The sequence below is a fragment of the Candidatus Villigracilis vicinus genome (assembly GCF_016702885.1).
Lineage (GTDB): Bacteria > Chloroflexota > Anaerolineae > Anaerolineales > Villigracilaceae > Villigracilis > Villigracilis vicinus.
Genome location: NZ_JADJDD010000027.1, coordinates 65,585 through 88,954, shown reverse-complemented (window position 1 = coordinate 88,954; position 23,370 = coordinate 65,585). Strand labels below are relative to the sequence as shown.

Here is a 23,370-nt window from a genome sequence, read left to right as displayed (position 1 = left end):
AGTCCATGAAGAAGATTTTCATCATAACTCTGCTATTGCTAACAGCTTGCGCTCCGGCTCAAGAGTCTCAGGTTGTTTTGCCGCAGTTACTGCCAACTGCAACAGCATATATCGACCCCTCTTATCCGACCGCTGAAGCGAGCGTTAATACTGCTCAACAAGTCGTTGCAGGTGTGGATGTTCGTTTGAACCGCGCATGGATGGAAGGCAAAAGTGTCAATGCAGATGTTTGCTTCACCATGCCCGACGCATCCGATTGGTCGATCTGGGCGGCAAGTTTATCTTACAGCGGCATCGTCCTTCAAGAATATGGCACCACTCTCATCAGTTTGCAGGAAGCTGCAAATGGGCAGCCAGGATTGCGTTGTGACACGCTTACCTTTGTCGTTGCGCCTGATGCTGATCTCACCAATGCAACCATTATTATCGACGCGATCGCTGCGCCGCCGCAGCCCAGTGATTACTGCGATATTTACCTGCCCAAGATCCAACAGGCTTTGCTTGAACGCGGCACAGGAGTTTCGGTTGATTGCTTGGACGTGAATGGTACATTGACCATGCAGATCCTTGGCAAACCCGCAGAGATGTCGCAGGAGCAGGCGGAGCAGCTCGTTTACAGTGACGAGTTTTACACGGTTCGTGGACCGTGGAGCTTCCCGTTCAATTTGTCGCAATAAAATTCCTGATGTATAATACCGGCATGTCCAGTGCCTTTTTCACCAGCCGCTATTACTATTATTACCGCCCGTAAACATATTGCGATGGTGTGATTTGAACGCGCCCCATCATCGCGGGCGCGTTTTTATTTGCATAAAGCCAGGATAAATATTAAATTACGACCCGAGCAGGGTTTTGCATTAGGAGAACAGTATGAACATCGAGGAACAAGTCGAGTTATTGATGCAGGGAACCGACTATGGCGACGAAGATCTGCAAAAAGCCATGGCGTCTGAACTGCGTGAGCGCTTGAAGGTCGCAGAAAAGGAAAACCGTCCGCTGCGGGTTTATTGCGGCTATGATCCTACATCCACAGATCTGCATTTGGGGCATACCATTTCCATGCGTAAGTTGCGCCAATTTCAAGATCTCGGTCATGAAGTCACTTTTCTCATTGGGAACTATACGGCGTTGGTGGGGGATCCTTCCGATAAGAATAAGGCACGTCCAGTTCTGACGCAGGAAAAAGTTGCAGAGAACGCGCTAACATATGCGGAGCAAGCCTTCCGCGTTTTGGATAAATCCAAGACCAGGATTCGGTACAACAGTGAGTGGTTGTCGAAGTTGAATCTGGTCGATCTCATTCGCCTCGGGCAGAACTTCACCGTCCAGCAGTTTTTAGCACGTGAGAACTTTGCCAAGCGTCTCGACAAAGGTGAGCCGATCTACTTGCATGAGACCTTCTACGCCTTAATGCAAGGATACGATGCAGCCGCCATGGAAACAGATATTCAGGTTGGCGGCTCTGACCAATTATTCAACATCATCGTGGCTGGAAGAAAACTTCAAGAAGCACTTGGGCAAAAGCCTCTGGTAGGTATCATCACTGGCATTCTTCCCGGCACGGATGGCACGCAGCGAATGTCCAAATCTACGGGAAACATCGTTCCGATCAACACCGGCGCGGATGATATGTTCGGTAAGTTAATGTCTGTGCCAGATTCGGCGATGGGTACATATATGCGCCTTGTCACTCGTTTCAGCCCACATGAGATCGCGCAGATCGAAAAGGATGTTGCCTCAGGCGCTTTACACCCGCGTGATGCAAAAATGAAGATGGCAAAGGAAATCGTCAGCATTTTCTACACAGAGGCTGAAGCGCAGTCCGGGCAGGATAATTTCATCAAGATGTTCCAACAGAAGGAGATTCCAGATGAGATGCCGGAATATGAGTTGCAATCAGGGCAAACAGTTGTAGACGTTATCCTTGCTGCTGGAATGGCTGAGAGCAAAAGCAAGGCGCGCCAGTTGATCGACCAAAAGGGTGTTCGTTTGGATGGGGAAGTGCTTGAGCGCGGCGATGCGCCGTTTCCACATCCGGGTGTGTTGCAGGTCGGTAAACGGAAATTTTTACGTGTGAAGTAAAAATAAAAACAAGACAAGGGTTTTAAATATTGAAAACCCTTGTCTTGTGTCAGAAATACAAAATGGGAAACCCATGAATGAAATTTTTGTAGATTTTTGCCATGGGGAATACTTTTAAATAAAAAAAACAGACTCACTTACGAGTCTGTTTCAGAGGCGTCGACGGGATTTGAACCCGTGAATGAGGGTTTTGCAGACCCTTGCCTTACCACTTGGCCACGACGCCTTATAAACAAAAGGATTGCTGACCGAAAGCATATTTCAATCTGCAATCCTCCAGTTTGAGCGGGCGATGAGATTCGAACTCACGACCTTCTCCTTGGCAAGGAGACGTTCTACCACTGAACTACGCCCGCATTTATCGACCAATTTGGTCGAGAGTGCCGAGACCCAGGATCGAACTGGGGACACCGCGATTTTCAGTCGCGTGCTCTACCAACTGAGCTATCTCGGCCAAACGTTATTTATTTGTTAAGCGGCGGTGATTTTACACGCACTTATTTATATTGTCAAGAAATATAGCGAGGAAGATAAAAGTTAATAAATCAAAGCCCTTTTTTCTTGACTTTTCATATTGTGTTCGATATAATGTTTAGTCGCTGTCCATCCGGGACAGTTATCGTCGTTTATTATCGTCATTCAAAACCGTTAGGAGAGAAGAATGGCATCTTCTTTGCCCCAGAAAAGCTACGCACGAATTCCCGTAAGTCTTGATTTACCTAATCTGATCGAAGTACAACTTGATTCATTTGAAAGGCTCAAAAAGGAGGGACTTGGAGACCTTTTCCATGAAATCTCCCCGATTGAGTCATATAACAAGGGAATGAAGCTATTCTTCCCAAGCCGCAGCCCCGAATCGCAACAGTGGGGGTTGAAGTATTGGTTTGGTGATCCGAAGCACTCCATTGAAGAATGCGTAGAGCGCGATCTGACATATGCCAGTCCGCTTTATGTTTCTGTTCTCCTCGCTGGACCGGATGTTCCCGAACCTATCAAGCAGGATATCTTCCTGGGCGATTTCCCTGAAATGACTGATAAGGGAACTTACATTGTTAACGGAACGGAACGTGTCGTTGTTTCGCAATTGATCCGTTCTCCCGGCGTTTACTTTGAAGCTCCTGCGGATCGCGCTACGGGACGCCTGCTCTCCATGGCCAAACTGATTCCTGACCGTGGAGCTTGGATGGAGTTCGAAACCCGTAAGTCCGACTACATTATCCTCAAATTCAACCGCAAACGCACCGTGCCGATCACGGTCTTTTTGCGTGCTCTCGCCGCTGTCAGCGACGGAATCAAAGATTCTCCCATCAAGCATGGTACAGACGAGGAAATCCTCTCCCTGTTCAAGGATGTGGATAACAATCCCGAGCGCATGTTCATTGCCTCCACGATTAAGCAGGAACCAGACTGGGACCTCAGCAATCACACCATCGCTGAAGCTGCTTTGATCGAATTCTTCAAGAAGATGCGCCCAGGCGATCCGGCTACGCTGGATAATGCCCGCCAGTTCCTTGAAGAACAGCTTTTTGATCAACGCCATTATGACCTTGAACGTGTTGGTCGTTATAAGCTCAACCAAAAGCTTGACCTTAACATCCCGATCCCTCATCGCACTGTTTCCAAGAGCGATATTCTTCGTCTCCTGCGCCGTATGATCCAGATCAATAATGGCTCTGAGCGTTCAGACGACATCGATCACCTCGGCAACCGTCGTGTCAAGACGGTTGGTGAATTGATCCAGAACAAACTCCGTATTGGTCTGCGCCGTATGGAACGCGTGATTAAAGAACGCATGTCCATTCGCGATCAGGAACAGCTTTCACCCGTGACACTTGTCAATATCCGTCCGGTTGTGGCTGCGTTGCGCGAGTTCTTCGGTTCTTCACAGCTTTCCCAATTCATGGATCAGACGAACCCGCTGGCAGAGTTACGCCACAAACGCACACTCTCTGCGCTTGGACCTGGTGGTCTGCGCCGTGAACGCGCCGGCTTCGATGTCCGCGACGTACACCACTCACACTATGGACGTATCTGCCCGATTGAAACGCCGGAAGGTCCGAACATCGGCTTGATTGGTCGCCTTGCGTCATTTGCCCGTGTGAATGAATACGGGTTTATCGAAACGCCTTACCGCAGAGTATATAAGGCTCTTCCTTCTGATAGTGAGTTGTTGGAAGGGCGCACCTTGCGAGAAGATATTTATGATCCCAAGTCTGAAGAACTTCTCTTCAAAACGGGTACAGAGATCGACTCTAAAGTTGCCAAACGCTTAGCCCGGCTTGATGGTGAAATCGCCATCATCCCGTTTGTTTCGGATGAAATCGTCTATTTATCTGCAGACGCAGAAGATAAGTACACCATTGCTCAAGCAAATGCGGCACTGACCGAGAAGAAAGAATTTTCTCGCGAACGTATTTCCTGCCGTTATCACTCCGGCTTCCTATTCTCCAATGCCGAAAGCCTGGACTTCATGGATGTGGCTCCTCATCAAGTCGTGGGTATTAGTGCCGCATTGATTCCCTTCCTTGAACATGACGACGCCAACCGCGCTCTCATGGGTTCGAACATGATGGCACAGGCTGTTCCTTTGGTTCGCCCCGAGGTTCCGCTTGTTTCCACCGGTATGGAACGTCATGCCGCGATCGACTCCGGTCAGGTTGTCGTCGCTGAAGCGGATGGGGAAGTGGTATCTGTAACTGGTTCCACTATCACCGTCAAAGAGAAGCGCTCTGGCAATCGTGTGTATCAACTTCGCAAGTACCAGCGCTCCAACCAGAGCACTTGTATCGACCAGCGTCCTTCTGTAGTGAAGGGGCAGTTGATCAAGGCTGGTGACATTATCGCCGACTCTTCTTCAACCGATAATGGTCAGCTGGCTCTTGGTCAGAACGTGGTTATCGCCTTCCTTTCCTGGGAAGGTGGCAACTTCGAAGATGCTATCCTCCTTTCTGAGCGCCTTGTTCAGGAAGACCGCTTTACCTCCGTACATATTGAGAAGTATGAAGTAGAAGCCCGCGATACCAAACTTGGACCCGAAGAAATCACTCGCGATATCCCGAACGTTGGTGACGATGCCATCAAAGACCTCGATGAAAACGGCATCATCCGTATTGGTGCTGAAGTCGGTCCCAACGACATCCTCGTCGGTAAGATTACCCCGAAAGGTGAAAAAGAACTCACCCCTGAAGAACGCTTATTGCGCGCTATCTTCGGTGAAAAATCTCGTGATGTGAAAGACACTTCACTGCGTATGCCTCACGGCGAACGCGGTAAGGTTGTGGACGTAAAGGTCTTCACTCGTGAAGAAAATTCTGACCTAGCCGCTGGCGTGGATATGATGGTCCGTGTCTCTGTCGCTCAGCGCCGCAAGATTACCGCGGGCGATAAGATGGCAGGACGCCATGGAAATAAGGGTGTGGTTTCCAAGGTTGTGCCTGTGGAAGATATGCCTTTCCTTGAGAATGGCGTGCCTGTTGATATCATTCTCAATCCGCTCGGTGTGCCCGGTCGTATGAACATCGGTCAGGTATTGGAAGTTCACCTTGGGTGGGCTGCCAAGCGTCTCGGTTATCGAGCTGTGACGCCCGTTTTCGACGGTGCCAGTGAAGAGCAGATCGAAGCTGAACTCGCGCGTGCCTGGATCGTTGATCAGGCGTGGAAGGAAGCCGGAGTTCGCGCTTGGGATTGGTTGAAGGAGCAAGAATATGATCCGAATACCATCGAAGACGATGATGAAGTTCGCCGTCTTTATCTTGAAGGATGGCTTGACAAACGCCGCTACGATATCTACAGCCTGAACGATGTGGCATATGCGCATCGTGCCACCGCTCGTGAATGGTTGCGAGAAAAAGGCTATACCGACCCTGACGAAATTCTGCTTGAGGATCGTAAGGTTGCTCACGACCCTAAGTTGGATGATATTGCGATTACGGCGTGTCTGCGTTTGTGGTTGGAAGTTAATGGGGTTACCCGCCGTGTTGCAGAAGATAAAGTATTCGAAACTGCCCAGGAACTTGCAAAGGAAAAGGGACTTCCACTTCCTATCCTTGGTAAGCAGACCCTTCGTGACGGTAAGACTGGTATTCCTTATGACCAGCCTGTCACTGTGGGCGTGATGACCATCCTTAAACTGCACCACTTGGTTGAAGACAAGGTGCATGCCCGTTCCACTGGTCCATATAGCTTGGTTACACAGCAACCGCTCGGTGGTAAGGCTCAGTTTGGTGGTCAGCGCTTTGGTGAAATGGAAGTGTGGGCGCTGGAAGCGTATGGAGCTGCTCACACTTTGCAGGAAATGTTGACGGTCAAATCTGATGACGTTCAAGGACGTGTCAACACCTACGAAGCGATCGTAAAGGGTGAGCCCATCGAAGAACCAAGCATCCCGGCATCTTTCCGTGTTTTGGTGAAGGAACTTCAATCACTTGGTTTGGCGGTCGAGGCGATCAATGAAAACGGTGATATCGTCAAGTTCGGCAAGGATGAAGAGAAGACTCATCCGCCAAAGCATGACACCGGCTTGCTCAGTCTGGGTGAAGGTCAATCCAGAAAAAAGCAGTAAATTCTATTGACTTGACTGGTACAGCATGATAAAATGTTGTGCCTTTGTCAAGAAAAAGGAGCGGCAATCGCTAACCCCGCTCTGAAAGAAATTGGCAGCTATAGATGAGGCCATCAGGGAACGAGTTGATGGTCTCATTTCTTGCGAATAAATAATCGTATATCTCGTAAATCATTGAAAGAATTTGTAATCGGAGGCTGATCGTGCCGACAGTAAATCAAATGGTCCGCAAGGGCCGCAAAGATAAGAAAGCCAAAAGCAAGGCGCCCGCTCTGCAGTTCACCTTGAACAGCTATAAGCAGCGCCGGTTCCGTCAGGATAAGGGTGCGCCTCAGAAGCGCGGTGTTTGTACCGTGGTTCGCACCATGACCCCCAAGAAGCCGAACTCTGCGCTTCGCAAGATTGCTCGTGTGCGCTTGAGCAATGGTATTGAAGTGACAGCGTACATTCCGGGTGAGGGTCACCAGTTGCAAGAGCACTCCGTGGTACTTGTCCGCGGCGGTCGTGTTAAAGACCTCCCAGGCGTGCGTTATCACATTGTGCGCGGCACCCTCGACACCACCGGTGTGGCTAATCGCAAGCAGGGCCGTTCCAAGTATGGCGCGAAGCGTCCCAAGTAATTTTGATGGAGTGATGAAGCATGCGTAGAGCAAAACCAGAAAAGCGGGAAATTCTTCCCGATGTCCGTTTTAATAGCATTAATCTTCAGATCGTGATTCAACACGTGTTGAAGAGCGGCAAGAAGAGCGTTGCTGTCGGTCTCGTTTACGACGCGATGGATCTTATCAAAGAACGCACCGAAAAGAATCCGATGGAAGTTTTCGATTTGGCGCTTAAAAATGTTGGACCCGTGATGGAAGTCCGCCCGCGCCGTGTGGGTGGTGCTACTTATCAGGTTCCGATGGAAGTGTCTTCTGAACGCCGCACAACTCTTGCGATCCGCTGGCTCCTCGGCGCTGCGCGTGACCGCTCTGGCAAATCTTTTGCCGATAAACTCGCTTCGGAACTGATTGACGCTTCAAACGAAACTGGCGCCTCGATCCGCAAGCGTGATGAAACCCACAAAATGGCAGAAGCGAACCGCGCTTTCTCCCATTATCGTATTTAATTTATAAGAAGAGATAGGTAATAGATAGCAATGGCACGCGTTCATCCGTTGGAAAAATACCGTAATATTGGCATTATTGCCCACATTGACGCCGGGAAAACGACAACTACCGAGCGGATCATGTTCTATACTGGTTTAACCCACCGCATTGGGTCTGTTGACGATGGAAATACTGTAACCGACTGGATGGTGCAGGAACGTGAGCGCGGTATTACCATTGTTTCCGCGGCAGTCTCTGCGGAGTGGAAGGGATATCAAGTTAATATCATTGATACTCCCGGTCATATCGACTTTACCGCTGAAGTTCAGCGCTCCCTTCGTGTTCTCGATGGTGGCGTTGTAGTTTTCGATGCTGTTCAAGGCGTGGAACCCCAGTCTGAAACCGTTTGGCGTCAGGCTGACCGTTACGGTGTTCCGCGCATTTGTTTTGTTAATAAGATGGATCGTGTTGGTGCTTCTTATGAACGCACCATCGAAACCATCATTGACCGTCTTGGCGCAAAGCCGATTCCGATGCAGATCCCGATCGGCTTTGAAGCTACATTCAAGGGCGTTGTCGATCTGCTTTCCATGACAGCTATTGTATGGGAAGACGATCTTGGCAAAGATCCCAAAATTACAGATATTCCCGAAGACTTAAAAGCTCAAGCTGTGGAAGCCCGCGCTAAAATGGTCGAGCGCATCGCTGAACTTGATGACGAACTCACCATGAAGTTCCTTGAAGCCCAAGAAATTGGCATAGATGAACTCAAAGCCGCGCTTCGAAAAGGTGTAATTGCCAATAAGGCAACGCCTATTTTCTGTGGTTCTTCCTTAAAAAATAAGGGCGTCCAGGCTATGCTTGACGCAGTAGTAGATTATCTGCCTTCTCCTATGGATAAGACAACGATTACTGCAACTGAGCCCGGCAACCCGGAAAACACCTTTGAAATCCCGACTGTTGATGATGCACCGTTGAGCGCACTGGTTTTCAAGATCGTTACAGATCCTTATGTAGGTCGACTTGCGTATATCCGTGTGTACTCAGGTGTTTTGAGTCAGGGACAAACTGTTCAAAACAGCACCAAAGGCAAGAAGGAACGCATTGGTCGTTTGTTGAAAATGCACGCTGATCGTCGCGAAGATATTACTGAAATTCGCGCTGGGGATATTGGCGCAATTTTGGGTTTCAAAGATAGTTTCACTGGCGATACTCTTTGTGATACTAAGTCATTAGCTCTTGAAAGCATTTCGTTCCCTGAACCTGTTATTTCGATTGCGATCGAGCCGAAAAGCTCCAGTGATCAAGAAAAGATGGGTGAGGCGCTTCGTAAGCTCGCTGAAGAAGATCCCACATTCCGTGTTAATTCAGATGACAGCACTGGTCAGACCGTGATCCGCGGGATGGGCGAGCTTCATCTTGATATTATTGTTGACCGCCTTTTGCGCGAATTCAAGGTGCAGGCAAACGTTGGCACACCACGTGTTGCGTATCGTGAGTCGATTACCAAGCCGGTTAAGGAAGTAAATTACAAGTATGCCAAGCAATCCGGTGGTAAGGGTCAATACGGTCATGTCGTTTTTGCCCTCGAACCCGGTGAACGTGGCAGCGGTATCATTTTCGAGAACAAGATCGTCGGTGGTTCTATTCCAAAGGAATACATCAACCCGATCGAAAAAGGTTTCCGCGAAGCTTGCGAAAGTGGTATTCTCGCCGGTTATCCGGTTGTGGATTTGAAGATTAGCCTATTTGATGGTTCATTCCATGAGGTCGATTCCAGCGAAATGGCATTCAAACTAGCCGCTTCTATGGGCTTCAAGGAAGGTATGCAAAAGGGCAATGCCATTCTGCTCGAACCGATGATGAAAGTTGAAGTAGTCGCACCTGAAGAATACTTAGGTGATGTAATGGGGCAGGTCAATAGCCGTCGTGGTTTGATCCAGGGTATGGATGTTCGCCCTGGTAATGCTCAGGCTGTCCGTGCCATGGTTCCGTTGGGAGAGATGTTTGGGTACGCTACCCAACTTCGCTCGGCGACACAGGGACGCGGTGTATTTAGTATGGAATTCGACCACTACGCGCCAGTTGCGCAGTCGGTAGCTGAAGAAATTTTGAAATCGTAACGGTTCTAATTACCCAAGGAGTATTATTATGGCGAAAGGGAAGTTTGACAGAAGCAAGCCGCATTTGAACGTGGGAACGATGGGACACATCGACCACGGCAAGACGACATTGACAGCGGCGATCACGAAGGTGGCGGGGCTGTCGGGACAGGCAGATTTCAAAGCCTACGATCAGATCGACAACGCACCGGAAGAAAAAGCGCGCGGTATCACGATCAACATCGCGCACGTAGAATACCAGACCGACAAGCGCCACTACGCGCACGTCGATATGCCGGGTCACCGTGACTACATTAAGAACATGATCACCGGTGCGGCTCAGGTGGATGGCGCTATCCTCGTGGTGGCGGCCCCGATGGTCCGATGCCTCAGACCCGCGAACACGTCCTCCTGGCTCGCCAGGTGGAAGTGCCCTCCATCGTGGTCTTCCTGAACAAGGTCGACATGATGGACGACCCCGAATTGCTCGAACTCGTCGAATTGGAACTCCGCGAACTGCTCAGCAGCTACGGCTTCCCCGGCGATACCACCCCGATCGTGCGCGGCTCCGCCAAGCAGGCTTTGGAGAGCACCTCGACCGACCCGAACGCCCCTGAATACGCACCGATCAAAGAATTGCTGCGTGTGGTGGATGAATACATCCCCGAACCGAAGCGCGAGACCGACAAGCCGTTCATGATGGCTGTGGAAGACGTGTTCTCGATCAAGGGACGTGGAACGGTGGTAACCGGACGTGTGGATCGCGGCATCGCCAAGAAAGGCGAGCCGATCGAGATCATTGGGTTGCGCGAAACCAAGGCATCCGTGATCACCGGTATCGAAATGTTCCACAAGGAACTGGACGAAGCGGTGGCAGGCGATAACGCGGGCGTATTGCTGCGCGGTATCGAGCGCGACGATGTGGAGCGCGGACAGGTGCTTGCGAAGCCGGGTTCTGTGACCCCTCACAAGAAGTTCCTGGCGGAAGTGTACGTATTGAAGAAGGAAGAAGGCGGCCGTCACAAGGCGTTCTTCAGCGGCTATCGTCCTCAGTTCTACATCCGCACGATGGATGTAACGGGTGACATTGCCCTTCCTGAAGGTGTTGAAATGGTTATGCCTGGTGACAACGTGAACCTGACGGTGGAACTCATCGTGCCGGTGGCGTTGGAGCAGGGCTCCAAGTTCGCCATTCGTGAAGGCGGTCTCACCGTCGGCGCGGGTGTCGTCACCAAGATCATCGCATAAGGCGGAACATAATGGCAAAACAAAAAATTCGTATCCGCCTCAAGGCGTATGACCATCGTGTACTTGACCAATCCGCCAAGCGGATTGTCGAAACGGCTGAGCGCACGGGTGCCCATGTAGTTGGTCCCGTACCCTTGCCAAGTAAGAAAGAACGATATACAATACGTCGCTCTGCATTCATCGACAAGGACTCTCACGAGCATTTCGAGATTCGCACTCACAATCGTTTGATCGATGTGCTGGATCCTGACTCGAAGACCATTGATATGTTGATGCGGCTTAATCTGCCTGCAGGCGTTGATATCGAAATCAAAATTTAGTTGAATAACTCGTCATGCGGGACTATGTCCCGCATGACGTCACGTTAGAGACGGCGCAAGAGTTGTTTTGTGCGCGAACAGAATGTTCGCCCCACATATCAACTGACTGTGCTGCACGGAGATGATGCGGTCGTTGCCCCGACTGGCAGTCTCGTCAATATCTTGTAAAGGAGAAAATTGAGCATGTTGAAAGGGCTGATAGGTCGAAAGATCGGCATGACCCAGATCTTCGATGAGCAGGGCGTTGCCTATGCAGTGACCCTCATTGAAGCTGGGCCTTGTTTTGTTACCCAAGTCCGCGCCCCTGAGAAGGAAGGGTATTCGGCGGTGCAACTTGGCTTTGGTGAAACAAATCCCAAGCGCCTCACACAGGGGCAGGTTGGGCATTTGAAAGCCAATGAGATTTCCCCTCTGCGTTACCTCCGCGAATTTAGAGCCAAGGAACATGGTTTAAAAGTCGGCGACAAAGTTACTGTCGGCGACGCTTTTGCCGTTGGTGAGCGCGTAGACGTGATTGGCATCAGCAAGGGTAAGGGTTTTGCTGGCGGCGTGAAACGCTACCACTTCCATGGTATGAACGCTACCCATGGTACCTCGGATCGCAACCGTGCACCTGGTTCACGCGGATCTGGCACCACGCCAGGTCGTGTGTATAAAGGCGCGCGCGGAGCTGGTCATATGGGCGTGGACCGTGTTACAGCGCAGAATATCAAAGTCGTGATGGTGGATGCGGAACGCAACCTGATTGCCATCAACGGCGCTGTTCCTGGCGGCAAGGGGAGCCTCGTCATGATCAAGGAGTCGCGCAAGCAATAACGCGCGCAGGAAATCGGAGCGAGATTACCATGAAAGTAGATGTTCTTGATATGAAGGGTAAGAAAGTGCGCGAGATCGAACTTCCCGCGAATCTTTTCGAAGCCCCTGTAAATATGGATCTGATGCATCAAGCGTACACGCGCCAGATGGCGAATGCGCGCCTTGGTACACACGACACCAAAACCCGTGGTGAAGTTCGAGGTGGCGGACGCAAACCTTGGAAACAGAAGGGGACCGGCCGCGCTCGTCAGGGTTCTAGGCGTGCGGCCCAGTGGGTTGGCGGTGGCCGTATCCATACCCCGCATCCTCGTAGTTATGAATTGCGAATGCCGAAGAAGATGCGCCTTGCCGCACTTCGTTCCGCGCTGTCTGTCAAAGCCTCTGAAGCCTCGATCGTTGTTGTGGAAGAACTCAATATCGAGGAACCCAAGACCAAGCTTGTGGCTGAAGCGTTGGGCAACCTGGTTGGCACCTCTACCGTGTTGGTATTGATGCCTACTAAAGACCAGAATTACGATCTGGTGATGCGCAGTGCAAATAATATCGACAGCGCCAAGGTGCTGCTCGCCAGCTATTTGAACGTGCGTGACATCCTTAATTTCGATAAAGTCGTTTTGCCCGTCAAAACGATTGATGCGCTCGTTGCGCACCTAGGATAGGAGAGAGACATGACTGAACTTTATAGTGTCCTCGTCCGCCCGCTGGTGACCGAGAAATCCAATTCCCAATCCAGCAAGCTGGGTCAGTATGTATTTGTTGTTCGTAACGATGCTACCCGCACTGTGGTGAAGGATGCTTTGGAAACCCTCTTTGAAGTCACTGTGGCGCGTGTGAATATTGTCAACGCCCCTGCAAAGCGCGGACGCCGCGGCCGATCTCGCCGCATGGTCATTCGCCGTCCTGCTTTCAAGAAGGCGATCGTTACCCTTGCCGAGGGCAGCAAACCCCTCGAGATCTTTGAAGGGGTGCAGTAATGGCTGTCAAGAAGTATAAACCGATTACCCCGGGCATGCGTGATATGACCGGCTATACCTTTGAGGAAATCACAAAGTCCACTCCAGAACGCTCGTTGCTTGTTATCAAGAAGCGCTCTGGCGGTCGTAATGCTTACGGTCGTGTAACAGTTCGCCATCGTGGCGGTGGCGCCCGACGTTACATCCGCGTGGTGGATTTCAAACGTGAAAAACTTGGAATTCCTGCGAAGGTTGCCGCGATCGAATACGATCCCAACCGTACCGCCCGCCTTGCTTTGTTGCATTATGCGGACGGCGAGAAGCGTTACATCGTTGCTCCCGTGGATCTAAAAGTTGGCGACACTGTTATGTCTGGTCCCAATGCTGAGATCCGCTCAGGCAATTCACTACCGATCAGCAATATTCCGGTAGGTACACTTATTCATAATATTGAGATGAAGTCCGGTAAGGGTGGTCAGCTTGTGCGTTCCGCAGGTGGAGCGGCACAACTGCTCGCTAAAGAAGGCGATTTTGCACAGATCCGCATGCCTTCTGGCGAAGTTCGTCTCATTCATCAGGTTTGTTACGCGACGATTGGTCAGGTCGGAAATCTCGATCATGGCAATGTCAAACTTGGTAAAGCCGGTCGCAAGCGCCACCTCGGCATTCGCCCGACGGTTCGCGGTACAGCAATGAGCCCCCGCGACCATCCACATGGTGGTGGTGAAGGCCGCCAGCCCGTTGGTCTTCCCGGTCCGAAGTCTCCCTGGGGTAAACCTACCTTGGGTAAGAAGACCCGCCTTAACAAGAAGACGGATCAGTACATTGTGCGTCGTCGCAGCAAGACGAACCGCTAGTAGATGAGGTAAGCAGATATGTCAAGATCATTGAAAAAGGGTCCTTACATTGAGCCGAAACTGCTCAAGCGTATCGAGGCCATGAATCAGAAAAAAGAGAAGAAGGTGGTTCGCACCTGGAGCCGCGCCTCTGTGATCTTCCCCCAAATGGTGGGACACACGATCGCGGTCCACGATGGACGCCGCCATGTGCCGATCTATATTACGGAAAACATGGTTGGTCACCGCTTGGGCGAATTCGCCCCGACGCGCACATTCCGCGGACATCAGGCCGCCGAGAAGGCTGCGTAAGGAGAGAGCCATGACGGATATTCAAGCACACGTTCGGTTTCTCCCTCAGTCCGCGCAAAAAGTTCGCGCTGTGATCGATACAGTACGCGGCAAGAGCGCCATTGAAGCACTCGAGATACTCAAGTTTGTAAACAAGCGCGCCGCAGGCCCTGTTTATAAACTGGTTGCCTCCGCAGTGGCTAATGCTGAAGAAAACTTCGGCGTCAGCCGTGATGACTTGGTTGTTGCAAAGATCACTGCAGATGAAGCCCCGACCCGCAAGTGGCGGCGCTTCGGTGCGCGCGGTCGTTTCAAGCCGCTTTTGCGCCGCAGTTCTCATGTGACGGTTATTTTGCGCGAGCGCGGAGCATAAGGAGATTATATGGGTAGAAAAGTACATCCCGTTGGTTTTCGTCTCGGAATCAACCAGCCGTGGGGCGGCCGTTGGTTCGCTGAGGGAAGCACATATCGCCAGCAGTTGCACCAGGATCTTGCCATTCGAAATCTTTTGATCGGCAAGCTCTCCAAGGGCGGCGCTGCTGCCAATGAAAAAGTTCGCGAATTGCGCAAGGAACTCCCTGATGCGATCCGCGATGGCAAGGCGGGCGTTTCCCACATTGATGTAGAACGCACCCCTGGCAAGATCCGCATCGCCATCCACACCGCCAAGCCCGGTATTTTGATCGGACGTAAAGGCGAGGGTGTGAAGAAGATTCGCGCTGCGCTCGAAGCGTTGGTAGGCAAGAAGATCGAATTGGACATCAAGGAGATCTCGAATCCTGACCTTGACGCAAAACTGGTTGCCAAGAATATTGCTGATCAGCTCGAACGCCGTATCGCATATCGCCGCGCAATGAAGCGCGCTATTCAGCAAGCCATGAAGCAGGGCGCTGAGGGCATCAAGATCCTCGTTGGCGGCCGCTTGGGTGGTGCTGAAATGTCCCGCGATGTTTGGCTCCGCGAAGGACGTGTTCCTCTACAGACCCTGCGTGCTAATCTGGATTTTGCCACCGAAGAAGCCTTGACTACTTATGGTCAGATCGGCGTCAAAGTTTGGATCTATAAGGGTGAAGTTAAACCTGAAGTTGAAGAAAAAGCCGAAGCGACGGAAGGCGTGTACGTCAGCGAGTAATCGCGACGTCGCTTTGAGATGAGGTTATTGCTATGTTGATGCCTAAACGTGTAAAGTGGCGCAAGCAGATGCGTGGTCGTATGCGAGGTAAGGCTCTCCGCGGTGCGGAAGTCGCCTTCGGCGAATTTGGTCTGCAGGCGTTGGAACCGGGCTGGGTGACAGCCCGCCAAATCGAAGCGGCTCGCCGCTCGATCGTGCGTGAGATGAAGCGCCGCGGCAAGATCTGGATCCGGATTTTCCCCGCCAAGCCTTTCACTCATAAACCACCCGAGACCCGCATGGGTTCCGGTAAAGGTAATGTGGAATACTATGTTGCCGTTGTGAAGCCTGGACGCATCATGTTCGAAGTCAGCGGACTTTCAGCTGAAATCGCTGTGGCTGCTTTGAAGGCTGCCCAGTACAAATTCTCCATCAAGACCAAAGTTGTGGCCCGCCACGCAGGAGGAGAATAACTATGAAAGCTTTGAAATCCGCAGAAATTCGCAAGCTGGGTCCTGAGGAAATCCGCACAAAGATTTCCGATGCACGCGATGAATTGATGAAACTGCGCTTCCAGCAGGTGAGCGGGCAGTTGACTGACGCCAGCCGCCTGAACGTCCTTCGCAAGGATATTGCCCGTATGGAAACCATTCTGAGTGAAATACTTAGGAATGCTGCAGTGGAAGGTGCAAAATGAACAATCGTCGTCGTATGACTGGTGTTGTCACCAGCAACAAAATGACCAAAACGGTCGTCGTAGAGATCACTCGCAAGTATCGCCACCCTCTATATAAGAAGGTTGTGTTTTCGAGCATGCGCGTGAAGGCTCACGATGAGATCGGCTGCCAGATCGGTGATGAAGTCCGCATCGTGGAATCCCGCCCGCTGTCTCGTGACAAGCGTTGGGCAGTGGAAACCGTAGTGAAGCGTGAAGTCCGTACCGCCGATCAGGGCGTAGGAGAGTAAGCCATGATTCAGCATGAATCTCGTTTGAAGGTGGCTGATAACACCGGCGCCCGCGAACTACTCGTCATCCATGTGATGGGCGGTTCTCGACGCAAATATGGTGCGATCGGTGATGTGGTAGTGGCGACCGTCAAGGCTGCTGCACCGCAGGGCTCTGTGAAAAAGAGTGAAGTTGTGAAGGCCGTGATCGTGCGCTGCACCAAGGAATGGCGCCGCGAAGACGGCTCGTACATCCGCTTTGACGATAACGCCGCCGTTATCCTGGATGCGGATGGCGAAAACCCGAGGGGCACGCGTATCTTTGGACCTGTGGCGCGCGAATTGCGCGATATGGGCTACATGAAGATCGTGTCGCTGGCCCCGGAAGTGTTGTAGGAGCTGAGAATGAAAGTCAAAATTCGAAAAGGTGATACCGTCGAAGTGATCAGCGGCCGTCTGGAAGATAAAGGCAAGCGCGGTGAAGTCATCAACGTGATTTTGGATGAACGCCGAGTGGTGGTGCAGGGTGTCAATATCCGCACCAAGCATCAGAAACAGGTGCAGACCCAGGCTGGGCGTAATATCAACCCCGGGCGACTTCAATTCGAAGGACCCGTCGATATTTCCAATGTGATGCTTGTATGCCCGAAATGCGGTGAAGCCACACGCGTCGGCGTTCAGCGCGACGAAGAAGGCGCACATCGTGTCTGCAAAAATTGTCAAGCCACGATCGACTAGCCGCGGAGCAGGTAAAAAATGAACAGAATGCAGGAACGTTATAACAAGGAAATAGCCCCGGCTTTGCTGAAGTCATTCGGTTTCACGAATGTCATGCAAGTGCCGCGGTTGGAAAAGATCGTTGTCAACATCGGTCTTGGCGAAGCGTTGGATAACCCCAAGGCGCTCGAAGCTGCGGTGGCTGACCTGACCCTGGTAACCGGGCAGAAGCCGGTGCAGACCAAAGCACGCAAGAGCATCGCGAACTTCAAACTTCGCGAAGGGCGTTTGATCGGCACCAAGGTGACCCTGCGTGGTCCCCGTATGTGGGCGTTCTTTGACCGCCTCGTGAACATTGCTCTGCCGCGTGTGCGCGACTTCCGCGGCATTTCTCCCAATGCCTTTGATGGGCGCGGGAACTACACGCTGGGTCTCAAGGATCAATTGGTTTTCCCCGAGATCGAGTACGACAAAATCGATAAATTGCGCGGTATGGAAATCACCATCGTAACAACAGCACAGAACGATGATGAAGCCCGCGCCTTGCTAAGACAGCTCGGAATGCCGTTCAGCGGCAAGAAGGAAGCGTAAGGTATGGCAAAGAAATGTATGCAATATCGTGAACAGCGCCGCCGCCATGCGGTGCAAGTACGGAATCGCTGCCAGCGCTGTGGACGTCCCCGCGGATATATCCGCCGCTTCGGCCTATGCCGCATTTGTTTCCGTGAACTGGCGTTGAAGGGCCAAATCCCCGGCGTCGTAAAGGCATCCTGGTAAAGCCGGGTTGGAGGTTAATCATGTCATTCACTGATCCAATTGCCGATATGTTAACTCGCATCCGCAACGCCGTTATGGCGGGCCATGCCCAGGTTGCGCTGCCGAGTTCCAAGATCAAGCTTGAGATTGCCAAGATCCTGAAAGAGGAAGGTTTCCTCGAAGGGTTCGAAGTGGTCGATGGTGAACAAGAAGCGCAGAAAGTTTTGCGCCTCAAAATCAAATACGTAGGCGAACGCCGCCAGCGCCGCGCCGTGATCTCCGGTCTGGAGCGCGTCAGCAAGCCCGGTCGCCGCATCTATACCAAGAAAACAGACATCCCCTGGGTGCTTTCCGGAATTGGCGTTGCCATTCTCTCGACCCCCAAGGGTGTAATGACCGGCGCACGTGCCCGACAGTTGGGTGTGGGCGGCGAGATCATCTGCAAGGTTTGGTAGGAGGTTTATAGTGTCTCGCATTGGTCGTTTACCTGTAGAGATCCCCGCTGGCGTTCAGGTGGAGCTGACTGGCTCCAAAGTCCGCGTGAAGGGACCGAAGGGTGAGCTTCACCGGGAATTTTCCAAATTGATCGATATCAAGATGGAAGACAACCAGCTGAAGATCGCCCGCGCATCTGACAACCCCGAGGAACGTGCCCTGCACGGAACCACCCGCGCCGTTCTTGCAAATATGATCCACGGCGTGAGCAAGGGTTTTGAAGTTGTGCTTGAAGTTGAAGGCGTGGGGTACCGCGCCGAAATGGAAGGGAAGAACCTGGCGTTGTTCGTCGGATATTCCCACCCGGTTAAGATCGAACCACCCGTCGGTATTTCTTTTGAAACAGACGCGAAGACCCGCCAGATCAAGGTTTTGGGCTTCGATAAGGAATTGGTGGGGCAGGTGGCTGCGAACGTTCGTAACGTCCGCCCGCCGGAACCCTATCATGGCAAGGGCTTACGCTATCTCGGCGAGAAGGTCCGCCGTAAAGCCGGTAAAGCCGGGAAAGGAGCCAAGTAATCCATGGCTAACAAAAATCGTGCTCTGGCTCGTGAACGCCGCCACTTGCGCGTTCGTAAACAGGTTTTCGGAAATCCCGAACGCCCGCGCTTGAACGTTTTCAAGAGCCTGACGGGCATTTATGCCCAGATCATTGACGATATGGATGGGAACACCATCGTTTCCGCCTCCACCGTTGATAAGGACCTGCGTGAGAAGGTAAAAGGCATGAAGAAGACCGAACAGGCGAAAGCCATCGGGAAAGCCATTGCCGAACGTGCGCAATCCAAGGGAATTTCCACGGTCGTGTTTGATCGCGGCGGTTTCCGCTACACCGGGCGCATCAAAGCCCTGGCAGACGGCGCGCGTGAAGGCGGTCTGCAGTTCTAGTGCAGAACATTGGAGAAAGATATGGCAGATAATCAATTCGATAAACAGTACGAATCGCAGGATGCCTTCGAGGAACGCGTGATCGAGATCGCCCGTGTTGCCAAAGTGGTGAAGGGTGGTCGCCGCTTCCGCTTCCGCGTGACCGTTGTGGTCGGCGACAAGAAGGGTAACATCGGTATGGGTGTTGGCAAAGCCAATGCTGTTCCCGATGCGATGCGAAAAGCGTCTGAGCGCGCTCGTAAGAATATTCGCGCTGTCAACATTGCCGGGACGACCATCCCGCATGAATCGCTCGGAAAAGTTGCTGGTGCGAGAGTCTTTCTCAAGCCTGCTTCTGCTGGTACCGGCGTTATCGCCGCAGGCGGCGTCCGCGCGGTGTTGGAAGTAGCCGGTGTGCGCGACATCCTGACCAAATCCATGGGAAGCGCGAACGTTCTCAATGTGGTGATGGCAACCTTTGACGCGCTGGACGGACTCCGTTCTCCCGCTATTGAAGCTGCCCGCCGCGGCAAGCGTTCTGACGAACTGCTCCCATTCTGGGAACGGAGGAAGCAGCATGCCTAAGAAAGAAACTTCCGGTAAAAACATTCGTGTCACACTGGTGCGCAGCGCCATTGGTTATACCAAAGACCAGAAAGCGACAGTCAAGGCTTTGGGTCTGCGCCGAATGCACCAAACCGTTGAACACAAAGATTCTCCCGCCTTGCGCGGTATGTTGAACAAGATCATTCATTTGATCAAGATTGAAGAGTAGGTTGAACCATGAAACTACACGATCTTGTACCCAATCCTGGGTCAAAAAAGAACCGAAAACGCGTGGGTCGCGGTATTTCCGCCGGTCAGGGTAAAACCGCCGGTCGTGGTACGAAAGGCGCCGGTGCTCGCTCCGGCGAAGGCGGTCACTTGTATCGCCAGGGCGGTAACCTGCCTTTCTATCGCCGCTTGCCGTTCATTCGCGGTGAAGGCTTTACCCCGCCCAATCAGGTGGATTTTAACGAAGTCAACCTGGATCAGCTTTCCGAGGCATTCAAAGCCAACGCGGAAGTTACCCCTGAATCCCTGGCTGAAGCGCATCTTTTGCGCGATTCCCGCAACCCCATTGTTATTTTGGGTCGCGGTGAGATGACCGTTGCCCTCAAGGTGCGTGCTCATCGTGTCAGCGCCGGTGCCAAAGCCAAGATCGAAAAGGCTGGCGGCTCGGTCGAATTGATCGCCTAGGAAACCAAAGGACACTTCTTATGAAGACCACCTTCTCAGGCTGGCATTACCTCTGGAAATCGGAAGATATTCGCCGCAAATTGATCGTCACCTTTGTGATCTTGGTGCTCTATCGCCTTGCTGCGAATGTCCCGGCTCCCGGCGTGGATCATGACATCCTTGCCGCTTTCCGTAATTCAACATCCGGGTCGGGAGGTTTTCTTGGCTTCCTCGACTTGCTTTCTGGCGGTACTGTTTCCAATTTCTCGTTACTTTCGATGGGTGTCTACCCTTATATTACCGCCCAGATCATTATTCAATTGCTGATTCCGATCATCCCGGCGCTCCAACAGCGCATTCAAGAAGATCCTCGCGAAGGGCGTCGCTGGCAGGAAAAGTGGACGTATTATCTTGCTGTGCCTATGGCTGCTCTTTCCGCGATCGGTCAGATCAATATCTTCAACTCCTTATCCATTCAGGCAGTTGGTCAGCCAATTCTCCCGTTCGGTCTATTTGCAGCAGATACGGCACTTGCTTCCTGGTCTGTTCTGATTTCAATGACCGCTGGAACCATGTTTGCCATCTGGCTGGGCGAGTTGATCTCTGAATACGGCATTCGTGGACAGGGTCTCTCACTCGTCATTTTTGCTGGTATCGTGGCGCGTATCCCTACAAACTTCGCCTCTTTACTTGCCGATGAAACCAACCGCTGGATCATGTTGATCCTTACCACCATTGTCATTGTGTTGACTGTGCTTGCCATTGTGTATGTCCAGCAGGGACGTCGCAATGTCCCTGTCATGTACCCGGGACGCCGTGTGGGTAACCGCATGTCCATGCCGGTTCGCGGCACAATGCCTTTGATGGTCAATCTCTCCGGCATGATCCCGTTGATCTTCGCCAGCGCTATTTTGCAATTCCCGGCGATTATTGCCAGTTACTTTACACAGAATGAAAATCAGGCTGTGGCAGACTTCTTCCTTGGTGTTCAGAACTTTTTCGGCGCCACTGGAACAAGCAACTGGGGTTACTGGACGATCTACTTCCTCATGGTTGTCATCTTTACGTTCTTCTATACAACCGTGTTGTTCGACCAGCAGAATTATGGTGAGAACTTGAAGAAGGTTGGCGCCAATGTCCCTGGCGTTCTTACCGGCGCCCCGACCCAGAAATATCTGAGCACAGTTCAAAGCCGCATTACATTGGTTGGAGCTGTGTTCCTTGGTGTGGTCGCCATTATGCCTTTCTTACTTGGCTTATTATTGAGCGCTTTCAATATCTCTGCCGCCAGTAACACCGGCATTTTCCTCATTACTTCTTCAGGTTTACTCATTGTGGTCGGTGTCGTCCGTGACACCTTCCAGAACATTGATGCAGAACTTAAATTGCACGGCTATCAGGACTCGCTTCTCGTCCGCTAAAGGAGCCTTATGGCAACCTACATCGTCTTGCTCGGACCTCCCGGTGTTGGTAAGGGTACGCAAGCTCGTCTTCTTTCTGAGACGCAAAAACTGGCTCATGTTTCCTCTGGAGATCTTTTTCGGGAAAACTTGAAAAACCAGACGGACCTTGGCAAACTCGCCAAATCCTACATGGATAAGGGCGAACTTGTACCGGATGACGTAACCATAAGTATGATCCGAGACCGCATCTCTCGACCGGACTGTGAGGCAGGCGCCATTCTTGACGGCTTTCCGCGCACTCCAGCTCAAGCGGATGCACTAGAAATCATGCTCAAGGAATTCCACGGTGCTGTGAATGTTGTTCCATACATCACTGCAGCAGAGAACATCCTTATTGAACGTGCCAGTGGACGCTGGACCTGCCGGGCGCAAGGACATATCTATCATGAGAAGTTCAATCCGCCCAAGCAAGCCCGCGTTTGTGATGTGGACGGCTCTGAGGTTTACCAACGCGATGATGACAAGGTTGAAACAGTAACCAAGCGCATCCGTGTGTATTTCGACCAGACCATTCCTCTCGTCGAGTACTACCGCAAGGAAGGTAAACTCATCGAGATCGATGGGACCCAGGCAGTAGAAGACGTAACTAAGGTACTGCTGGCATCCTTGAAGAAAAAATAAAGTACGCATGATCAGGGCATCTGCCCTGTGTAAGACAAGGTTTACAACAATGTTTCATGAACGCCGGATCAATATCAAAACACCTGCTGAACTCAAGATCATGCGAGAAGCAGGACACATCAACGCAACCGTTCTGGCGAAAGTAAGAGAACTTTTACAACCAGGTGTGACAACAGCTGACCTCAACGCGGCTGCTGAGGAAGTGCTGAAGTCACACGGATGTGTATCGCCTTTCAAAGGCTATGGTCATCCGCCATTCCCAACATCCATCACCGTCAGCATCAACGACGAGATGGTTCATGGGATCCCTCATCCCAAGCGCAAGCTAAAGGATGGTGATATCGTTTCAATCGATTGTGGTACGGTGTATCAAGGCTATGTGGCAGACTCAGCTTTTTCGGCTGGGGTGGGGCAGGTCTCGAAAGAGGCTCAAACCCTGCTTGAAGTCACCGAGGCAGCGTTGCATGCGGGCATCTCACAGATGCGCAAAGGCAGACGCACAGGTGATGTCTCTGCGGCGATACAGAAATATGTAGAAGGCCATGGGCTGCATGTCACCCGGGAATACACCGGACACGGTGTCGGGAAGGATATGCACGAAGGCCCGCAAGTGCCAAACTACGGCGCGGCGGGAAGCGGTCTTGTCCTCAAACCGGGGATGACCATTGCCCTTGAACCCATGGTGTTAGTTGGGACGTATGAAACACGCGTCCTGCCGGATAAGTGGACGGTAGTTTCTGCAGACGGGTCGTTGACGGCGCACTTTGAACATACGGTCGCCGTTACCGAAGGAGAACCTCAAATCCTGACTGTCTTATGACCCTGTGGAAACCCGTGAAAATATGGACGAATTCAAGAACGACCAGTATAATCAGACCTT

General features: G+C 51.9%; 30 protein-coding genes, 3 tRNA genes and 1 pseudogene. 31 read left to right on the top strand and 3 right to left on the bottom strand.

Annotated elements, in window-relative coordinates; all coding sequences use genetic code 11:
• Nucleotides 1-5: 5 nt before the first annotated feature.
• Together IPG80_RS20040 and tyrS are read left to right on the top strand one after the other, a co-directional pair.
• The gene (locus tag IPG80_RS20040; protein WP_345110934.1) at nt 6-677 is read left to right on the top strand and encodes a hypothetical protein; all 672 of its coding nucleotides are present in this window, start codon (nt 6-8) and stop codon (nt 675-677) included.
• 193 nt (nt 678-870) lie between these two features.
• On the top strand, nt 871-2,082 hold the full coding sequence (gene tyrS / locus IPG80_RS20035; protein ID WP_345110931.1) for a tyrosine--tRNA ligase: 1,212 nt from the start codon (nt 871-873) through the stop codon (nt 2,080-2,082).
• Nucleotides 2,083-2,236: 154 nt separating this feature from the next.
• Here the strand turns inward: tyrS and IPG80_RS20030 are convergent.
• The 3 genes from IPG80_RS20030 to IPG80_RS20020 all read right to left on the bottom strand — a co-directional run bounded on the left by IPG80_RS20030 (nt 2,237) and on the right by IPG80_RS20020 (nt 2,536).
• Nucleotides 2,237-2,308, bottom strand: a tRNA-Cys gene (locus IPG80_RS20030).
• Nucleotides 2,309-2,366: 58 nt separating this feature from the next.
• Nucleotides 2,367-2,438: transfer RNA gene (locus tag IPG80_RS20025), tRNA-Gly, on the bottom strand.
• Between the two features lie 25 nt (nt 2,439-2,463).
• Nucleotides 2,464-2,536, bottom strand: a tRNA-Phe gene (locus tag IPG80_RS20020).
• 207 nt (nt 2,537-2,743) lie between these two features.
• On the opposite strand from IPG80_RS20020, the gene IPG80_RS20015 reads away from it, so the two are divergent.
• The 29 genes and pseudogenes from IPG80_RS20015 to map all read left to right on the top strand — a co-directional run bounded on the left by IPG80_RS20015 (nt 2,744) and on the right by map (nt 23,310).
• Nucleotides 2,744-6,643 (top strand): DNA-directed RNA polymerase subunit beta, encoded by a 3,900-nt coding sequence (locus IPG80_RS20015; protein WP_345110929.1) that lies wholly within the window; start codon nt 2,744-2,746, stop codon nt 6,641-6,643.
• A 203-nt stretch (nt 6,644-6,846) separates the two neighbouring features.
• Complete coding sequence (gene rpsL / locus IPG80_RS20010) at nt 6,847-7,263, top strand: 30S ribosomal protein S12 (RefSeq protein WP_345110926.1); 417 nt, start codon at nt 6,847-6,849, stop codon at nt 7,261-7,263.
• A gap of 20 nt (nt 7,264-7,283) precedes the next feature.
• Nucleotides 7,284-7,751 carry a 30S ribosomal protein S7 gene (gene rpsG / locus IPG80_RS20005; RefSeq protein ID WP_345110923.1) on the top strand — a complete coding sequence of 156 codons (468 nt, stop codon included), beginning with the start codon at nt 7,284-7,286 and terminating at the stop codon, nt 7,749-7,751.
• Between the two features lie 30 nt (nt 7,752-7,781).
• Complete coding sequence (gene fusA / locus IPG80_RS20000; protein WP_345110920.1) at nt 7,782-9,854, top strand: elongation factor G; 2,073 nt, start codon at nt 7,782-7,784, stop codon at nt 9,852-9,854.
• A gap of 28 nt (nt 9,855-9,882) precedes the next feature.
• A pseudogene (gene tuf / locus IPG80_RS19995) lies at nt 9,883-11,081 on the top strand (elongation factor Tu).
• Between the two features lie 11 nt (nt 11,082-11,092).
• On the top strand, nt 11,093-11,401 hold the full coding sequence (gene rpsJ / locus IPG80_RS19990) for a 30S ribosomal protein S10 (protein WP_345110918.1): 309 nt from the start codon (nt 11,093-11,095) through the stop codon (nt 11,399-11,401).
• A gap of 183 nt (nt 11,402-11,584) precedes the next feature.
• Nucleotides 11,585-12,217, top strand: coding sequence for a 50S ribosomal protein L3 (gene rplC, locus IPG80_RS19985; RefSeq protein ID WP_345110913.1), 633 nt, complete (start codon nt 11,585-11,587; stop codon nt 12,215-12,217).
• 29 nt (nt 12,218-12,246) lie between these two features.
• Nucleotides 12,247-12,876, top strand: a complete 630-nt coding sequence (gene rplD / locus IPG80_RS19980) for a 50S ribosomal protein L4 (RefSeq protein WP_345110910.1) — start codon at nt 12,247-12,249, stop codon at nt 12,874-12,876.
• A 9-nt stretch (nt 12,877-12,885) separates the two neighbouring features.
• Nucleotides 12,886-13,191: a 50S ribosomal protein L23 gene (gene rplW / locus IPG80_RS19975; protein ID WP_345110907.1), complete on the top strand. Its 306-nt coding sequence runs from the start codon at nt 12,886-12,888 to the stop codon at nt 13,189-13,191.
• Nucleotides 13,191-14,027 (top strand): 50S ribosomal protein L2, encoded by an 837-nt coding sequence (gene rplB / locus IPG80_RS19970; protein ID WP_345110905.1) that lies wholly within the window; start codon nt 13,191-13,193, stop codon nt 14,025-14,027. The genes rplW and rplB overlap by 1 nt, the downstream gene beginning before the upstream one ends.
• An 18-nt stretch (nt 14,028-14,045) precedes the next feature.
• Nucleotides 14,046-14,318 (top strand): 30S ribosomal protein S19, encoded by a 273-nt coding sequence (rpsS, locus tag IPG80_RS19965; protein WP_345110903.1) that lies wholly within the window; start codon nt 14,046-14,048, stop codon nt 14,316-14,318.
• A gap of 10 nt (nt 14,319-14,328) precedes the next feature.
• Nucleotides 14,329-14,670: a 50S ribosomal protein L22 gene (gene rplV, locus IPG80_RS19960; RefSeq protein WP_345110901.1), complete on the top strand. Its 342-nt coding sequence runs from the start codon at nt 14,329-14,331 to the stop codon at nt 14,668-14,670.
• A 9-nt stretch (nt 14,671-14,679) separates the two neighbouring features.
• Nucleotides 14,680-15,429 (top strand): 30S ribosomal protein S3, encoded by a 750-nt coding sequence (rpsC, locus tag IPG80_RS19955; RefSeq protein WP_345110899.1) that lies wholly within the window; start codon nt 14,680-14,682, stop codon nt 15,427-15,429.
• Between the two features lie 32 nt (nt 15,430-15,461).
• Complete coding sequence (gene rplP, locus IPG80_RS19950; RefSeq protein WP_345110897.1) at nt 15,462-15,881, top strand: 50S ribosomal protein L16; 420 nt, start codon at nt 15,462-15,464, stop codon at nt 15,879-15,881.
• Between the two features lie 2 nt (nt 15,882-15,883).
• A complete protein-coding gene (rpmC, locus tag IPG80_RS19945) occupies nt 15,884-16,105 on the top strand; it encodes a 50S ribosomal protein L29 (RefSeq protein WP_345110895.1) in 222 nt (73 codons plus the stop codon).
• Entirely contained in the window at nt 16,102-16,374 is a 273-nt protein-coding gene (gene rpsQ / locus IPG80_RS19940; protein WP_345110892.1) for a 30S ribosomal protein S17, read from the top strand. Before rpmC ends, rpsQ begins: the two co-directional genes overlap by 4 nt.
• A 3-nt stretch (nt 16,375-16,377) precedes the next feature.
• Nucleotides 16,378-16,749 (top strand): 50S ribosomal protein L14, encoded by a 372-nt coding sequence (rplN, locus tag IPG80_RS19935; RefSeq protein ID WP_345110889.1) that lies wholly within the window; start codon nt 16,378-16,380, stop codon nt 16,747-16,749.
• Between the two features lie 9 nt (nt 16,750-16,758).
• A complete protein-coding gene (gene rplX, locus IPG80_RS19930) occupies nt 16,759-17,091 on the top strand; it encodes a 50S ribosomal protein L24 (RefSeq protein ID WP_345110886.1) in 333 nt (110 codons plus the stop codon).
• An 18-nt stretch (nt 17,092-17,109) separates the two neighbouring features.
• Nucleotides 17,110-17,661, top strand: a complete 552-nt coding sequence (gene rplE / locus IPG80_RS19925) for a 50S ribosomal protein L5 (RefSeq protein ID WP_345110883.1) — start codon at nt 17,110-17,112, stop codon at nt 17,659-17,661.
• Between the two features lie 3 nt (nt 17,662-17,664).
• Entirely contained in the window at nt 17,665-17,847 is a 183-nt protein-coding gene (locus IPG80_RS19920) for a type Z 30S ribosomal protein S14 (RefSeq protein ID WP_345110880.1), read from the top strand.
• A 20-nt stretch (nt 17,848-17,867) separates the two neighbouring features.
• On the top strand, nt 17,868-18,281 hold the full coding sequence (rpsH, locus tag IPG80_RS19915; RefSeq protein ID WP_345110877.1) for a 30S ribosomal protein S8: 414 nt from the start codon (nt 17,868-17,870) through the stop codon (nt 18,279-18,281).
• A 10-nt stretch (nt 18,282-18,291) separates the two neighbouring features.
• A complete protein-coding gene (gene rplF, locus IPG80_RS19910) occupies nt 18,292-18,840 on the top strand; it encodes a 50S ribosomal protein L6 (protein WP_345110873.1) in 549 nt (182 codons plus the stop codon).
• A 3-nt stretch (nt 18,841-18,843) separates the two neighbouring features.
• A complete protein-coding gene (rplR, locus tag IPG80_RS19905) occupies nt 18,844-19,209 on the top strand; it encodes a 50S ribosomal protein L18 (RefSeq protein ID WP_345110870.1) in 366 nt (121 codons plus the stop codon).
• A gap of 21 nt (nt 19,210-19,230) precedes the next feature.
• Nucleotides 19,231-19,773, top strand: a complete 543-nt coding sequence (gene rpsE, locus IPG80_RS19900) for a 30S ribosomal protein S5 (protein ID WP_345110868.1) — start codon at nt 19,231-19,233, stop codon at nt 19,771-19,773.
• Nucleotides 19,766-19,963 carry a 50S ribosomal protein L30 gene (rpmD, locus tag IPG80_RS19895; RefSeq protein ID WP_345110866.1) on the top strand — a complete coding sequence of 66 codons (198 nt, stop codon included), beginning with the start codon at nt 19,766-19,768 and terminating at the stop codon, nt 19,961-19,963. The genes rpsE and rpmD overlap by 8 nt, the downstream gene beginning before the upstream one ends.
• Nucleotides 19,964-19,971: 8 nt before the next feature.
• The gene (rplO, locus tag IPG80_RS19890) at nt 19,972-20,427 is read left to right on the top strand and encodes a 50S ribosomal protein L15 (RefSeq protein WP_345110864.1); all 456 of its coding nucleotides are present in this window, start codon (nt 19,972-19,974) and stop codon (nt 20,425-20,427) included.
• A 20-nt stretch (nt 20,428-20,447) separates the two neighbouring features.
• A complete protein-coding gene (gene secY, locus IPG80_RS19885; RefSeq protein WP_345110862.1) occupies nt 20,448-21,827 on the top strand; it encodes a preprotein translocase subunit SecY in 1,380 nt (459 codons plus the stop codon).
• Nucleotides 21,828-21,836: 9 nt separating this feature from the next.
• A complete protein-coding gene (locus IPG80_RS19880) occupies nt 21,837-22,490 on the top strand; it encodes an adenylate kinase (protein ID WP_345110859.1) in 654 nt (217 codons plus the stop codon).
• A 49-nt stretch (nt 22,491-22,539) separates the two neighbouring features.
• Nucleotides 22,540-23,310, top strand: a complete 771-nt coding sequence (map, locus tag IPG80_RS19875; RefSeq protein WP_345110855.1) for a type I methionyl aminopeptidase — start codon at nt 22,540-22,542, stop codon at nt 23,308-23,310.
• The last annotated feature ends 60 nt before the right edge of the window (nt 23,311-23,370 follow it).